Here is a 13853-nt window from a genome sequence, read left to right as displayed (position 1 = left end):
TCACCCTGGGGCGCGCCGGCCCGGCGCGCTCGCTTCACAGTAGCGGATGGGTCGGACTCAGGCCCGCGGGGGCAGCCCGCGCGCGGCGCGCTCCTCGGCCTCGATCTGCGCGTGGACCTTGCGCTCCGTCCGGTCGAATCGGAGGATGCCGCGGAGCACGACGAAGAAGACGATGCTGACGCCGACCGTCGGCAGGAGCGACCATGCCGCGGCGAGCCAGAAGTTGTCCATTCCTCCATCGTACGCGAGCGACTCCTTGTGCACAGGAGACGCTTCTCAGGATTTCCGTCCACATCGTTCACGAGGCGTCCCGACGCCGCCGTCGAGGCGCGAACCTCTCCCCATGACAACCGTGCTCCGCGCCTCCGGCTCCGCCCAGTTCCTCGGCATCGTGCCCGCTCTCGCCGGCTTCACGCCCCGCGAGAGCATCGCTCTCCTGCCCTTCCACGGCACACGCAGCGACGGCGCCATGCGCCTCGACCTCCCCGATCCCGCCCTCCCCGTCCTGCACTACGCCGTGGCAGCGGTCGAGCTGGTGAACCGCGTTCCGGGAACCGACGCGGTGGCCGTCGTCGTCTACACGGACGAGTCGCCGCAGCGCACGCCCGACGGCCTCGTGCTGCCGCAGGCCGTGACGGTCGACACGCTGCTCGGCTGCGCCGAGGCGTCCGGGCTCCGGGTGGTCGAAGCGCTGTGCGTGACGCCGCACGGCTGGAGCCGCTACGACGACACCGATCCGGAGCTGCATCCGCTCACGGACATCGTTCCGCCGCCGGGGGCCTCCGCGCTCGGTGACGTCTCCGGCGACCAGTTCTCCGGCACGGGACTCCCGCCCGCGCCGGCCGCCGAAGCAGAGGAGGTCGCACGCGTGCTGTCCGGCCTGGACGGCGTGCTCGGAGCACGGCGGCGGCAAACGTCCAGTCCCGGGGAGCCGGAGGTGATCGCGGCGTCCGCCCTCCTCGACGACATCCCGGCTTTCCTGGAGTCGGTCCTCGACGCGCCCGAGCCCCTACAGCCCTTCGCTGCCGCGGCACTCGTGTGGTGCCTGGGCCGGCCGCCGATCCGGGACACGGCGATCGCGCAGTGGGCAACCGATCACCGCCAGGGCATTCGAACCCTGGAAGCGCAGCTCGCGTTCGCGGCCGCGGGCGCACCGGTGCCCGACGACATCGGACGGGTCTTCCTCGGTCAGGGGCCGGCCCCGGACGGCGAGCGGCTCCGCACCGCCCTGCGCACCGTCCGGCACGCTGCCGCACGGGCGCCGCGAGAGGCACGACCCGGACCGTTCACGGTCGCGGCCTGGCTCTCGTGGGCGCTCGGCCGTGCCACGCACGCCGGCCGCTACCTCGACCTGGCGAGGGAGATCGATCCGTCGTACACCCTGGCCCTCTTGCTCGACAGCATGATCAGCGGCGCCGTGCTGCCGGAGTGGGCCTTCCGCCGGAGGGTCAGCGAGTGACGGCTCGGGCCCTACTTGACCAGCGGGAAGAGGATGGTCTCGCGGATGCCGAGTCCGGTGATGGCCATGAGCAGACGGTCGATCCCCATCCCCATGCCCCCGGACGGCGGCATGCCGTGCTCGAGGGCGCGCAGGAACTCCTGGTCGATGGGCATGGCCTCGACGTCACCACGGGCAGCGAGCTTCGCCTGCTCCTCGAAGCGCTCCCGCTGGATGACCGGGTCCACCAGCTCGGAGTAGCCGGTCGCGAGCTCGAAGCCGCGGATGTAGAGGTCCCACTTCTCCACCACGCCCTCGACGGATCGGTGCTCGCGGACGAGTGGCGAGGTGTCGACCGGGAAGTCCATGACGAACGTCGGCCGGACGAGGTCGCCCTTCACGAAGTGCTCCCAGAGCTCCTCGACGAGCTTCCCGTGCGTGGCCTGGGCCGGCACGTCGACACCGTTCTCCTCGGCGAAGGCGATCAGGTCATCGACGGCGTCCGCGGGCGTGACGGTCCGACCGGAGGCCGCCGAGAGCGACTCGTACATCGAGATGCGATCCCACTCACCACCCAGGTCGTACTCGGTGCCGTCCGCCCAGGTGACGGTGGTCGACCCGGCGACCGCGATCGCCGCCTGCTGCACGAGCTCCTGCGTCAGCGCCGCCATCTGGTTGTAGTCGCCGTATGCCTGGTAGGCCTCGAGCATCGCGAACTCGGGGCTGTGCGTCGAGTCGGCTCCCTCGTTCCGGAAGTTCCGGTTGATCTCGAACACCCGCTCGATGCCGCCGACGACCGCACGCTTGAGATACAGCTCCGGCGCGATGCGGAGGTAAAGCTCGGTGTCGAAGGCGTTGGAGTGTGTGACGAAGGGGCGTGCGGATGCGCCGCCGTGCTGCACCTGCAGCATGGGCGTCTCCACCTCGAGGTACCCGTGGGCGGCGAAGGTCGCCCGCAGGCTCGCATTCACCGCGGCTCGCGCGCGCACGGTCGTCCGGGCCTGCTCCCGCACGATGAGGTCGAGATACCGGCTGCGCACACGCCCCTCTTCGCTGAGCTCGGCATAGGCGTTGGGCAGCGGAAGGATCGCCTTGGACGCGATGGCCCAGTCGTCCGCCATGATCGACAGCTCGCCGCGTCGGCTGGAGATGACCTCGCCATGCACGAAGACGTGGTCACCCAGGTCGACGTATTCCTTCCACTCCGCGAGCGACTCCTCGCCGACGTTGGCCAGGGAGATCATCGCCTGGATCCGGGTGCCGTCGCCGGCCTGCAAGGTCGCGAAGCAGAGCTTGCCGGTGTTGCGGCTGAACACCACACGTCCCGCGACACCGACGATGACGCCGGTCTCCGCACCGGGTTCGAGGTTTCCGTACTCCGCGCGCAGGGCCGGGATGCCATGCGTCACAGGCACGCCGACGGGGAAGGCGCCGCCGCCCGCGTCCGAGCGCTTCTCGATCAGACGCTCGCGCTTGGCGAGGCGGACAGCCTTCTGCTCGTGGATGTCCTCTTCGGCGGAAGGGGCGGCCGAGGCCGTTTCGGGCGCGGCAGGCGCGTCAGTCATGTGCGGGGCTCCTTGGAAGTCGTACCCAGTTTACCGAGACGGGGCCGGAGCCTTCGGCGGGGCGGGGAGAGAACGACCAGGGGCCGTTCTCGTGCCGCGGCGCGGCTGGGTAGCCTCGAACCATGGCCCCCACCCGGATCGTCCGCGCGAGCGCCGTGCTCGCCCCCGCCCTTCTCGCCATCCTCGTGCCGGGAGGCGCCGTGGCCGCGGCGGAGGCCGTCCCGGCCGAGAACTCCTCGTGGTCCGCTGCCGACGCGAACGACTTCTCGTATGCCTCGTGGGACGCGGTCTATGACGTCGGTCTCGACGACGAGGGCCGCGCGCACATGCGCGTGACGGAGACTCTCGTCGCGCGGTTCCCCGACGCCGACCAGAATCGGGGCATCGTGCGGGGCTTGGCGACGACGTACAAGGGCGCGGGCATCGACACGCAGGTGCTCGGCGTCATGGACGGGAACGGCGCACCGGTCCCGTACGAGACCGACGAGGACGACGGGACGCTCTTCGTCCTCACGGGTGACGACGATTTCGTCCGCGGTCTCACCACCTACGTCATCGAGTACGAGATGCGCGACGTCATCGTCGGCAGTGCACGGGAAGCGTCCGGCTCACGCTCCGCCGACGAGTTCTACTGGGATCTCCTGCCGCTCGACAGCACGCAACCGATCGAGGAGTTCCGCGCCGACATCCGCTTCGATGCGAGCCTGAGTTCCCACCTCACAGGCGCGACCCGGTGCTACGTCGGTCCTTCGGGATCCACCGCCCCCTGCGACCTCGAGGGGCCCACCGCGCAGGGCGACGGGACGTCGTTCCAGGTGGAAGCTGCAGCGCTCCCCGCCGGCGACGGCGTGACGGTGGCCGTCGGCTTCGAGGCAGGGACGGTCGCCCAGCCCGCCGCGCGGACGCCCGACCCCGTCGCCGACTTCGCCCCCGTCGTCGCTGCCGTCGGCGGCGTCGGCCTGTCTGCGGCCGGGTGGGCTGCGGCGGTGGCGGCCGGTCGACGCCGACGCCGAGCCACCGGCATCATCGTGGCGCAGTACGACGTCCCGGACGACCAGCCACCTCTGCTCGCCGCGGCCCTCATCCCCGGGGCGAAGAGTGTCGTCCCCGCGGAGATCGTCCACCTCGCCGTCCGCGGTGCGCTCCGAATCGAGGAGGGCGCGTCGACGGAGGAGCCCCGGCTGCGACGCACCGCGCGCGGCACGGCGCCGGACCCGCTCGACCAGGCCGCCCTCACAGCGCTCTTCGCGACAGCCGACACAGACGGTGTGGTCGAGCTGCCGTCCGCGAACGAGGAGTTCGCCTCCCGGATGACCGCTCTCACGACGAAGGGCGAGGAGGAGGCCGCGGGACGCAGACTGACCGTGAAGGCGCGGAGTCGCGCGGCGATGATCCTGCAGTCGATCGCGATCGCCGTCACCGCGATCGGACTCGTCGTGGGCGTGAGCGCCGTCGCGTCCGGACGGCTCTCGGCCGGCCCCGGGCTCGTGGCGATCTCGATCGGGACACTCCTCGTCCTTGCGGCGAGCTTGTTCACCTTCTCGCGCCACACCGTCCTCACGCCAGAGGGGGCACGGGCGTACGAGCACCTGCAAGGCGTGCGCGAGTTCATCAGGGTCGCGGAGGAGGACCGCCTCCGGGTGCTCCAGTCCTACACCGGGGCCGAACGCCGTACGGACGACGGTGTCGACGTCATCCACGTCTACGAGCGCCTCCTGCCGTACGCGATGCTGTTCAGCATGGAGGACGAGTGGGGTCGCGTGCTCGAGCGCGCATACACGCGTGAGGACCACGGGCCGAACTGGATCGGAGACCCCGGGTCCCTCGTCCTGCGGACATCGCTCATGGCGTTCATGAGCTCGTCGACCGCGGCCGCGACGTACTCGGCCCCGTCGACGGGCACGTCCTCCGGCACGGGCGGTTCCTTCGGCGGAGGCTTCTCCGGCGGCGGCGGAGGAGGAGGGTTCTCGGGCGGCCGATGATCCCTCGCGTCTCGTCGCGCCGGGTCAGACCAGCGGAGGAGGGTCTGAAGCCTCGCGCAACGCGCGTTCCACGGTCGACTGCACGAGCGCGGAGAGGAAGCCACCCGGGTTCTCGACGCCGATCTCGCGGAGCCGGGAGGTCGACTGCCCGATGATCGAGCGGGAGAACTCCGTGGCGGTCGCGATCGCATCGGCGTAGGCGCCGCGGTCGGCCTCCGCGATGACGACGGGCTCACATCCCATCTCCACCGCCAGCGCCTGCGCGATGGGGAGCACGGCGGCCGGTGCGGTGACCGCGGCGAAGCCCGCCTGCAGCTGCCGCAGGTCGATCGAGGTTCCGGTGAACGTGATCGCCGGATGCACCGCCAGCGGGATGGCCCCACGCTCTGCCGCCGGTCTCAGCACCTCGATACCCTGGCCCGGGTCGGTGTGCAGGACGAGCTGCCCGATCTGCCACCCGCCCACCTCGGCGATGCCCGCAACCAGCGACGGAAGCTGATCCGACGGGACCGCGAGGATCACCAGCTCGGCACGACGGACCACCTCCTGCGTCTCGAGCACCGGGACGCCGGGAAGGACGGCGGATGCCCGCTCGTCGTCCGACCCGCTCGTGATCCCGACGATCGCGTGCCCCGCCCCGGCCAAAGCGGCCCCCAGGACGGGGCCCACGCGCCCGGCGCCGACGATGCCGACGCCGAGACGCCCGTCCCGTACCACGGTCACTGTTCGCGCGGCGCGTCCGGTCGCGCCGGCGGGGCAGGCGGAGGCGCCGACGGATCGGTCGATGGGGCCGGCGGTGTCACGGGAGGCACGGGCGGCGGAGCCACCGGCGGCGCTGTGACCGGGGGCAGCCGCGGCGGAGCCACGGGAGGCGCCGTGACCGGAGGCACCGGCGGCTGCTCAACCTGAGTCCTCACCGGCGGAACCGCAGACGGGCCCCCGGGGGCGACAGGCGGCGTCGACGGCGGAGCCGACGGAGCGGGAGGCGGCGGGAGGGGCGGTGACGCGGGACCGCCGAACACGGGCGGCGGTGAGACGAGCGGCGCCGACGCGGGACCGCCGAACACGGGCGGAGTTGGAGGAGCCGGAGCCACGGACGGAGCCGCGGCTGCGGCGTGCTCGCTCCATCGGTGCGTCCGGTCCCGGGAGGCCGCTTCCGCCGCGGCGATGCTGACCTCGTCGAGCAATGCGAGCGCATCGGCACGCTCGAGACCCGAGAGGAGACCGGTGATCGGTCCCGGCACGGTGTGCACCTGTGCGCCGGAGACCCGCTGCGCACGGTCGATCGGTCCCTGGTTCAGCGAGACGCCCTGGAGCCGCGCGAGCGGGAAGATCGCGAGCTTGCGCCACACGACGCCGCGACGCAGCAGCAGGCCGTCCGTCGTCACCGCGTAGCCGTGGCGCTTCCAGGAGACCGGCCGTCGCCACCAGGCCCGGCGCGGCATCGTGCGGTACGGATCGCTGTCGGCGGGACCGATGACGCCCTGGTCCCACAGCGCCGGAATGCTGTCCGCAGGGACATCGGGCAGCACGAGCGACAGGACGCGCTCGACGTCCGCGCGCTTGCCGACCGGCAGCACGACGTTGAACTGCTGGCCGCTGCTCGACGACTGCTGCGCGACGCTCTTGCCGCTCATCCGGTTGATCTTGATGGTCCACCAGCCGAACGGGCGCCAGAGCAACGATTGGGACACCTCGACCGCGAAGATGCGCCCCGGCGGAAGCGTCTCGGTGACGGTCGTGAGCAGGCCGTACGTGATGCGCACGCCGTCCGGGGTCGGCGCGATCGAGTACCGCAGCGATTTGGAGATCTGCGCCCAGGTGATGCCGACCACGGCGATGACCATCGGCACACCCATGCCGAGACCGATGCCGAGGAGCACGATGCCTCCGTCAGGATCTCCGTCGACGAGGACTCCGATGAGGGTACTGCCGAGCGCGATCGCGAAGATCACGCCGAAGAACACCAGCCACAGCAGCCCGGAGATGAGCTGCGACCCGATGAGCCGCCCGGCCGGGATCTTGACCACGCTCTCCGGGACCACGTCCTGGAGGTCCACGCCCGCGAGCAGCCCGTTCACGCCCTCGTTCATCGAGCCGACGAGCTGTGCGCGGGCCGAGGCCGGAGCTGAGGGGCCGGGGACAGCAGCCGACGCCGCGCTTCCCGGGTTCATGGCCGCGTGCCGCGCTGCGCGCGCACCCGAGGCCAACCGGAGGATCTCCGCACGTACGCCCTCGGCGCGCGGCGTCGCCAGATACTCGAGTGCCACGTTCGCGTCGGTGCCGGCGCCGACGACCTCCAGCTTCGCGAGCCCGATGATACGCGCCGGGAAGGGCCGGGTGAGGTTCACGCCCTGCACACGGTCGAGCGGGGCGCGGCGGTGCGAGCGGAAGATGATGCCCTTGCGCACCTCGACGTGCTCTCCGGTGATCCGGAACTGCTGGAAACGCCAGACGAACCAGAAGATCGCCACGAGCACCGCGACGAGGCCCAGCACACCGAGCAGAGCGATGAGGGCGAAGTTGTTGGCGAGAACCCAGTCCACGGGGTCGCCGCCGGTGTAGTCGTCGTAGTGCGCCTCCTCCGGCGCGAACTGTCCGACCAGCCAGGCGATCACCCGATCGCGCATGTTCGCGATCACGATGCCGCCGACGATGATGAGCGCCAGGCCGCCCTTGAACAGCGGCGTCAGCGGATGCATCCGGTGCCATTCGCCGTCCGCGAGGTTCGTCGACGGCGCGCCGGCGGGCGTCTGTCCTGCGGACGCGGGGGGAAGCTGCGACTCGCTCACAGGCCGGTCCGACGGGTCTCGGCGACCTGGATCAGGGTGTCGCGCAGCGCCTCGGCCGCCGCCTGGGTGAGTCCGGGGATCTGGACGCCGGTGGTCGCGGCGGCCGTGACCATCTTGAGCTGGGAAACCCCGAAGGCGCGGTCGAGCGGCCCCTGCGTGATGTCGACGAGCTGCATGCGGCCGTAGGGCACCGCGATCATGCGCTGCCACAGGATGCCCTTGCGGAACACGATGTCGTCGGCGCGGAGCATGTAGCCGATCGCCCTGGCCTGACGCGGAAGGATGATCAGCGTCACGATCGTGATGAGGATGATGACGCCGGCCGGGATCCACACCCAGTCCTGCTCCAGCACGATGTTCAGCACGACCGCGGCGGCCGCGACGATCGCGAGGAAGATGACGTTCTGGACGAGCTGCGAGACGACGTAACGCGGGGAGATCTGGTGCCAGGTGCCGTCGAGTTCGAGCCGCGCCTCGTTCCGCGCCGTGCGCAGCCGCGTGTACGTGCCCTGGTCGAGGGCGCCGAGGTCAGTGCCCTCCGCCGGGTTCAGGGGCGCGGTCTCTGGGTTCTGAGTCATCAGGATCCTTCGGCAGGGTGCAGAACTGTTCGGCGACGAGTGCGGCGATGACGAGCACGACCGCACTCGCGATCAGCGCCACCATCGCCACAGTCGACCCTATCGGGGGATCGATGGGCCGCGTGAGGAGGAAGGTCAGCAGCCCGGCGCCGAAGCCCGCCATGATCGCCCCCAGCAGGCTCGACGCCCGGGCGAGGGTCGCGGCACGGAGCGCGCGGAACGGGTCGATGCGCACACCGGAACGGACGCTCCGGCGCACCGGCCAGGCGACCCCGAGGGAGGCACCCGCGATGAGGACGAGCAGCACCGGCAGGAACAACGACGGCGTGAAAGTCGCCCGTCCGGCGGCCGTGAGCATCTGGTCGGTGGCGAAACCGACGCCGGCTCCGATCAGAGCGAGGACGGCGAGCAGCCCGGCAGAGGTACGCTTCATCCCTGACCCCGCGCACGGAGCGCCGCCACGAGATCGGCGACTCGCCCCGACCCCACCAGCTCGGCATCGGGATCGACGTCGAGCCACGGCTCCAGGACGAACAGCCGTTCCGCGGCACGCGGATGGGGCAGCTCCAGCTGAGGGTGGTCCGAGACCACGTCGCCATAGGCGATGAGGTCGAGGTCGAGGGTCCGGTCTCCCCACCGCTCGCCCCGCACGCGGCCGTTCTCGTCCTCGATGGCGTGCAGCATCCCGAGGAGGATCTCCGGCGCGAGGCGCGTGGTCACGAGGGCCACGGCGTTGACGTAGCCCGGCGCCTCCGGATCGGGCCCGTCCACCCTCAGCGCCACCGTCTCGAACAGTCGGGACAGCCGCACGTCCGAGACGAGCGGCAGCCGGCCGATGCGCGCGGCCGCCGCGCGGACGGTCTCCTCCCGTTCGCCGAGGTTGGCTCCGAGCGCCACGACCGCGACCGTCTCCGGACGAGGGGACCGGGGGGCCGGCACCTCCGGGGGACGAGTGAGGTTGCGACTCATGCGGTGATGTCCTCCAGCGCCTCCGGTGCCCGCGTGCGGTGCACCGTCACGGCCACGTCGGCGAAGCGCTGGGCGATCGGCGCGTGCGGCTTGTGCACCGTCACGGTCACCTGCTGCACGCGGCGGTCATCGAGCGCGACGACCGCGATGCGCTCGGCCAGCGTCTCGATCAGGTTCACCGGCTCGCCGGCCACGACCGCGGCCACCCGCTCGGCGAGTTCCCCGTAGTGGATGGTGTCCGCGACGTCGTCCGAGGTCGATGCCTGTTCGAGGGAGAGCCGCAGCCGCAGGTCGACGGTGAACTCCTGCCCCTCCTCTCGCTCGTGCGCGTAGACGCCGTGGCGGCCGAACACGGTCAGCCCTGTCAGCACGATCTCGTCGAGGAAGTCCATGCGTCTAGCGTACGGCGAGGCCCTGACGCTGCACTCAGCCTTCCCAGGCGCTGGCGATCGCGAGGGCGTCGCGCGTCGCGGCGACGTCATGCACGCGCACCGCCCAGACGCCGGCGCGCAGCGCCAGAGCGCTCGTCACCGCGGTGGCGAGGTCTCTGCGGGCCTCCGACACGTCATCTTCCGGAGCCGCCGCGCCCAGCACGTCGGCGAGGAACCGCTTGCGCGACGTCCCGATCAGCACGCGCGGGCCGAGCGCGACGATCTCGTCGAGTCCGCGCAGCACGTCCCAGTTCTGCGCCCCCGCCTTGGCGAACCCGATGCCCGGGTCGACGATCAGGCGCGACGGGGCGATTCCGGCGGCCGCGGCTTCGCCGATCCGCTCGCGCAGCTCCCCGGCGACCTCCCGGGCGACGCGCCGATAGTCGGCGTTCGCGTACATGTCCGCCGAGAAGCCCCGCCAGTGTCCGATCGCGAAGTCCGCTCCGGACTCCGCGACCGCGGCACGCATGTCCGGGTCGGCGAGCCCACCGGAGACGTCGTTGACGATGCGCGCCCCCGCACGGACCGCCGCCGCTGCCGTCGACGCGTTCAGGGTGTCGATGCTCACGGCGACGCCGACCGCCGCGAGCTGCTCGACGACCGGAAGGACGCGGCGCTGCTCCTCCTCGACGCCGACGCGCTCCGCGCCCGGCCGGGTCGACTCGCCCCCGACGTCAAGGACGGACGCCCCTTCGGCGCGCAGACGGAGGCCGTGGGCGACCGCGCGGTCCGCCTCGAGGTAGCGCCCGCCGTCGCTGAAGGAGTCGGGCGTCACGTTGACGATGCCCCAGATGCCGGTCATCCGCGCGCCGCTCCGGCGCCCGGTACCGCCATGCCGATCAGGGTCACCAGCTCCGCACGCGCCACCGGGTCGGTGTAGGCGCCGCGCGCCGCGATGGTCAGCGTCGACGCCTCGGTCTGCCGCCCGCCCCGCATGGTCACGCAGCCGTGACTGGCGTCGAGCACCACGAGCACGCCCCGCGCATCGAGGTGCTCCGCGATCGTGTCCGCGATCTGCTCCCCCAGCCGCTCCTGTACCTGCGGCCTCGCGGCCAGGATCTCGACGACGCGCACGAGGGCACCGAGACCGACGACCTGCTCGCCGGGGAGGTAGGCGATGTGCGCATGCCCGGCGAACGGCAGGAGATGGTGTTCGCACACGGAGCGGAAGCGGATGTCGCGCAGCAGCACCGCCCCCGAGGGGAGGGTGTCCGGCGCCGGCCCGCGAGTCACGCTGATCGTGTGCGCGAGCGGCTCGGCCGGATCCTCCCCCACGCCGGCGAAGAACTCCGCGTAGAGCTCGGCCATCCGGGAGGGTGTCTGCTTGATGCCGGGGCGATCGGGGTCTTCGCCGATCGCCTCCAGGAGTTCCCTGGTGAGTCGCTCGACCCGTCCCTTGTCGACGGTCACGTCACGCCGTCGCGGGACGAGGGTTGCCTGCTCCGGCGGAGCCCTGCTGCGGGCGCGCCGGGGTCGTCGGCGCCTCGACGGACGCGGCGAGCGAGACGTCCTTCTTCGGGACCTCGATCGGCGGCCGCTCGGAGACCGGGCGGTCCTCGCTCGACAGCCACAGCGGCCGCTCGGGGAGCTTCTTGACCTCGGTGAAGATCTCGGCGATGCGGGTGTGGTCGAGGGTCTCCTCCTCGAGGAGCGCCAGGGCCAGGCGGTCGAGGATGTCACGGTTCTCGCTGAGCACCGCGTAGGCCTCGTTGTGGGCCTGCTCGATCAAGGCACGCACCTCGGCGTCGACGCGCTCCGCGACCTTCTCGGAGTACTCTCGACCCCGGCCCATGTCCCTGGCCACGAACATGTCGCCACCCTCGGTCCCGAGCTTGACGGGGCCGACCTGCGTCGTCATGCCGTACTCGATGACCATCTTGCGGGCGATCGACGTCGCCTTCTCGATGTCGTTCGAGGCACCGGTCGTGGGGTCGTGGAAGACGATCTCCTCCGCGACGCGTCCGCCCATCGCGTAGGTGAGCTGGTCCTGCAGCTCGTTGCGGGTCACGGAGTACTTGTCGTCCAGCGGCAGCACCATCGTGTAGCCGAGCGCCTTGCCTCGGGGCAGGATCGTGATCTTGGTGACGGGGTCGGTGTAGTTCATCGCCGCCGCCGCGAGCGCATGGCCGCCCTCGTGGTACGCCGTGATGAGCTTCTCCTTGTCCTTCATCACACGGGTACGACGCTGCGGACCGGCGATCACGCGATCGATGGCCTCGTCCAGCGCGCGGTTGTCGATCAGCTGCGCGTTCGAGCGGGCGGTGAGCAGCGCGGCCTCGTTCAGCACGTTCGCCAGGTCCGCACCCGTGAATCCGGGGGTCTTGCGGGCGACGACCTCGAGGTCGACGTTCTTCGACAGCGGCTTGCCCTTGCTGTGCACCTCGAGGATCTTCTGCCGGCCCTTGAGGTCGGGAGCGTCGACGCCGATCTGCCGGTCGAAGCGACCGGGGCGCAGGAGGGCGGGGTCGAGGATGTCGGGACGGTTCGTCGCCGCGATCACGATGACGTTCGCGTTCGGATCGAAGCCGTCCATCTCCACGAGCATCTGGTTCAGCGTCTGCTCGCGCTCGTCGTTGCCGCCGCCCATCCCGGCCCCGCGGTGACGACCCACGGCATCGATCTCGTCGATGAAGATGATGGCAGGGGCGTTCTCCTTGGCCTGGCTGAACAGGTCCCGCACTCGGGACGCGCCGACGCCGACGAACATCTCGACGAAGTCGGACCCGGAGATGGAGTAGAACGGCGCACCGGCCTCGCCGGCGACGGCCCGCGCCAGGAGGGTCTTACCGGTTCCGGGAGGGCCGTAGAGCAGCACACCCTTCGGGATGCGGGCGCCGATCGCCTGGAACTTCGCGGGGTCCTGCAGGAACTCCTTGATCTCGTGAAGCTCTTCGATGGCCTCGTCGGCACCGGCGACGTCGGCGAAGGTGACCGTCGGCGTCTCCTTGTTGACGAGCTTGGCCTTCGACTTGCCGAACTGCATGACCTTGCCGCCACCGCCCTGCATGGAGGACAGCAGCCACCAGAACAGCAGGCCGAGCAGCACCAGCGGGAGCAGGAGCGAGAGGAACCCGTCGAACCAGGTCGCGCGCGGGACGGCGTCGTTGAAGCCGTCCTTCGGGGCCGCGGCGTCGATGGCCGAGACCACCTCGTCGGCACGGGCCTCCACGTAGTAGAACTGCACGTTCTCGGAGCCCTGGAACGGCTTGGACAGGGTCATGTCCACCCGCTGGTCACCGTCCGTGGTCACGACCTCGGTCACGGTGGTGCCCGAGAGCAGCTCGAGGCCCTCCTGCGTCGTGATCTGCTTCGGCGCACCGAGGTTCGAGATCAGCAGGAATCCGCCGAAGAGCAGCACGCCGATCAGGGCGACGTAGATCAGCGGATTGCGGGTGAGCTTCTTCACATCCATGGTCGGATCAGCGTATCGCCCCGCGCTAGGCGGCCGCTGTGCGTTCACCCACGGCGCAACGCCCGCCAACGGCGGATCGCGGAAGCACGGTGGGTCGCTGAGCCCGTCGAGGCGTCAGCTGTAGACGTGCGGCGCCAGGACCGCGACGTCTCGGAGGTTGCGGTAGCGCTCGGCATAGTCGAGCCCGTAGCCGACGACGAACTCCACCGGGATGTCGAACCCGACGTACTTGCAGTCGATCTCGACCTTCGCCGCCTCCGGCTTGCGCAGCAGCGCGAGGACCTCGATCGATTCCGCACCCCGGGACTCGAAGTTCTCCAGCAGCCAGCTCAGGGTGAGACCCGAATCGATGATGTCCTCGACGATCAGCACGTGCTTGCCGTGCAAGTCGGTGTCGAGGTCCTTCCGGATCTGCACGACGCCGCTCGACTTGGTGCTGGCTCCGTAGCTGGACACCGCCATCCAGTCCATGGGGGCGTGGAACGGCAGCGCCCGCGCGAAGTCGGCCATGACCATGACCGCGCCCTTCAGCACTCCGACGAGGATGAGGTCCTTGCCCTCGTAATCCTTCGCCACCTGCGCCGCGAGCTCGTCGAGCTTGGCGTGGATCTCCTCCTCGGTGACGAGGATCTGTGCAAGGTCATCCTGGATCTCCGCGGCGCGCATGGATCGATTTTAGGCGACGA

Annotated in this window: 14 protein-coding genes; 2 read left to right on the top strand and 12 right to left on the bottom strand. The window is 70.8% G+C overall.

Translation table 11 applies throughout. The annotated features are described in order from the left end of the window. Positions 1 to 57: 57 nt before the first annotated feature. Entirely contained in the window at positions 58 to 231 is a 174-nt protein-coding gene (locus FY549_RS16495; protein WP_167627854.1) for a hypothetical protein, read from the bottom strand. A 112-nt stretch (positions 232 to 343) separates the two neighbouring features. Between FY549_RS16495 and FY549_RS07045 the strand changes: the two genes are divergently transcribed. Continuing rightward, positions 344 to 1459 (top strand): DUF4192 family protein, encoded by a 1116-nt coding sequence (locus FY549_RS07045; RefSeq protein ID WP_149084406.1) that lies wholly within the window; start codon positions 344 to 346, stop codon positions 1457 to 1459. Between the two features lie 11 nt (positions 1460 to 1470). On the opposite strand, the gene lysS is transcribed toward FY549_RS07045, so the two are convergent. Beyond that, positions 1471 to 3003, bottom strand: a complete 1533-nt coding sequence (gene lysS, locus FY549_RS07040) for a lysine--tRNA ligase (protein ID WP_149084405.1) — start codon at positions 3001 to 3003, stop codon at positions 1471 to 1473. Between the two features lie 122 nt (positions 3004 to 3125). Here lysS and FY549_RS07035 point away from each other — a divergent pair, with 122 nt between their 5' ends. After that, positions 3126 to 4985, top strand: coding sequence for a DUF2207 family protein (locus FY549_RS07035; RefSeq protein ID WP_149084404.1), 1860 nt, complete (start codon positions 3126 to 3128; stop codon positions 4983 to 4985). 24 nt (positions 4986 to 5009) lie between these two features. Here FY549_RS07035 and FY549_RS07030 read toward each other — a convergent pair whose 3' ends face one another. The 10 genes from FY549_RS07030 to hpt all read right to left on the bottom strand — a co-directional run bounded on the left by FY549_RS07030 (position 5010) and on the right by hpt (position 13833). Next, positions 5010 to 5702 (bottom strand): DUF2520 domain-containing protein, encoded by a 693-nt coding sequence (locus tag FY549_RS07030; protein ID WP_149086029.1) that lies wholly within the window; start codon positions 5700 to 5702, stop codon positions 5010 to 5012. Between the two features lie 2 nt (positions 5703 to 5704). Beyond that, complete coding sequence (locus FY549_RS07025) at positions 5705 to 7777, bottom strand: PH domain-containing protein (protein WP_149084403.1); 2073 nt, start codon at positions 7775 to 7777, stop codon at positions 5705 to 5707. After that, complete coding sequence (locus FY549_RS07020; protein ID WP_149084402.1) at positions 7774 to 8355, bottom strand: PH domain-containing protein; 582 nt, start codon at positions 8353 to 8355, stop codon at positions 7774 to 7776. The genes FY549_RS07025 and FY549_RS07020 overlap by 4 nt, the downstream gene beginning before the upstream one ends. Further along, positions 8306 to 8788 carry a DUF3180 domain-containing protein gene (locus tag FY549_RS07015; RefSeq protein ID WP_149084401.1) on the bottom strand — a complete coding sequence of 161 codons (483 nt, stop codon included), beginning with the start codon at positions 8786 to 8788 and terminating at the stop codon, positions 8306 to 8308. Before FY549_RS07015 ends, FY549_RS07020 begins: the two co-directional genes overlap by 50 nt. Then, positions 8785 to 9324, bottom strand: coding sequence for a 2-amino-4-hydroxy-6-hydroxymethyldihydropteridine diphosphokinase (folK, locus tag FY549_RS07010; RefSeq protein ID WP_149084400.1), 540 nt, complete (start codon positions 9322 to 9324; stop codon positions 8785 to 8787). The genes FY549_RS07015 and folK overlap by 4 nt, the downstream gene beginning before the upstream one ends. Next, on the bottom strand, positions 9321 to 9716 hold the full coding sequence (gene folB / locus FY549_RS07005; protein ID WP_149084399.1) for a dihydroneopterin aldolase: 396 nt from the start codon (positions 9714 to 9716) through the stop codon (positions 9321 to 9323). Before folB ends, folK begins: the two co-directional genes overlap by 4 nt. A gap of 34 nt (positions 9717 to 9750) precedes the next feature. Further along, a complete protein-coding gene (gene folP, locus FY549_RS07000; RefSeq protein WP_149084398.1) occupies positions 9751 to 10557 on the bottom strand; it encodes a dihydropteroate synthase in 807 nt (268 codons plus the stop codon). Continuing rightward, on the bottom strand, positions 10554 to 11165 hold the full coding sequence (folE, locus tag FY549_RS06995; protein ID WP_149084397.1) for a GTP cyclohydrolase I: 612 nt from the start codon (positions 11163 to 11165) through the stop codon (positions 10554 to 10556). Before folE ends, folP begins: the two co-directional genes overlap by 4 nt. A 1-nt stretch (position 11166) precedes the next feature. Beyond that, on the bottom strand, positions 11167 to 13167 hold the full coding sequence (gene ftsH / locus FY549_RS06990) for an ATP-dependent zinc metalloprotease FtsH (protein ID WP_149084396.1): 2001 nt from the start codon (positions 13165 to 13167) through the stop codon (positions 11167 to 11169). 114 nt (positions 13168 to 13281) lie between these two features. Beyond that, on the bottom strand, positions 13282 to 13833 hold the full coding sequence (gene hpt, locus FY549_RS06985; protein WP_017204674.1) for a hypoxanthine phosphoribosyltransferase: 552 nt from the start codon (positions 13831 to 13833) through the stop codon (positions 13282 to 13284). Positions 13834 to 13853 lie beyond the last annotated feature (20 nt).

The organism is Microbacterium sp. 1S1, from assembly GCF_008271365.1.
GTDB lineage: Bacteria > Actinomycetota > Actinomycetes > Actinomycetales > Microbacteriaceae > Microbacterium.
The sequence above is the reverse complement of the archived record's forward strand: the minus strand, read 5'-3'. Positions and strand labels throughout refer to the sequence as shown.

What these genes read in the sequence shown, in the direction of transcription:
- FY549_RS07020 (WP_149084402.1), bottom strand. Translation starts at nt 8,355, where the DNA reads ATGACTCAGAACCCAGAGACCGCGCCCCTGAACCCGGCGGAGGGCACT.
- FY549_RS16495 (WP_167627854.1), bottom strand. Translation starts at nt 231, where the DNA reads ATGGACAACTTCTGGCTCGCCGCGGCATGGTCGCTCCTGCCGACGGTC.
- FY549_RS07035 (WP_149084404.1), top strand. Translation starts at nt 3,126, where the DNA reads ATGGCCCCCACCCGGATCGTCCGCGCGAGCGCCGTGCTCGCCCCCGCC.
- folK (WP_149084400.1), bottom strand. Translation starts at nt 9,324, where the DNA reads ATGAGTCGCAACCTCACTCGTCCCCCGGAGGTGCCGGCCCCCCGGTCC.
- folP (WP_149084398.1), bottom strand. Translation starts at nt 10,557, where the DNA reads ATGACCGGCATCTGGGGCATCGTCAACGTGACGCCCGACTCCTTCAGC.
- FY549_RS07015 (WP_149084401.1), bottom strand. Translation starts at nt 8,788, where the DNA reads ATGAAGCGTACCTCTGCCGGGCTGCTCGCCGTCCTCGCTCTGATCGGA.
- lysS (WP_149084405.1), bottom strand. Translation starts at nt 3,003, where the DNA reads ATGACTGACGCGCCTGCCGCGCCCGAAACGGCCTCGGCCGCCCCTTCC.
- ftsH (WP_149084396.1), bottom strand. Translation starts at nt 13,167, where the DNA reads ATGGATGTGAAGAAGCTCACCCGCAATCCGCTGATCTACGTCGCCCTG.
- FY549_RS07045 (WP_149084406.1), top strand. Translation starts at nt 344, where the DNA reads ATGACAACCGTGCTCCGCGCCTCCGGCTCCGCCCAGTTCCTCGGCATC.
- folB (WP_149084399.1), bottom strand. Translation starts at nt 9,716, where the DNA reads ATGGACTTCCTCGACGAGATCGTGCTGACAGGGCTGACCGTGTTCGGC.
- hpt (WP_017204674.1), bottom strand. Translation starts at nt 13,833, where the DNA reads ATGCGCGCCGCGGAGATCCAGGATGACCTTGCACAGATCCTCGTCACC.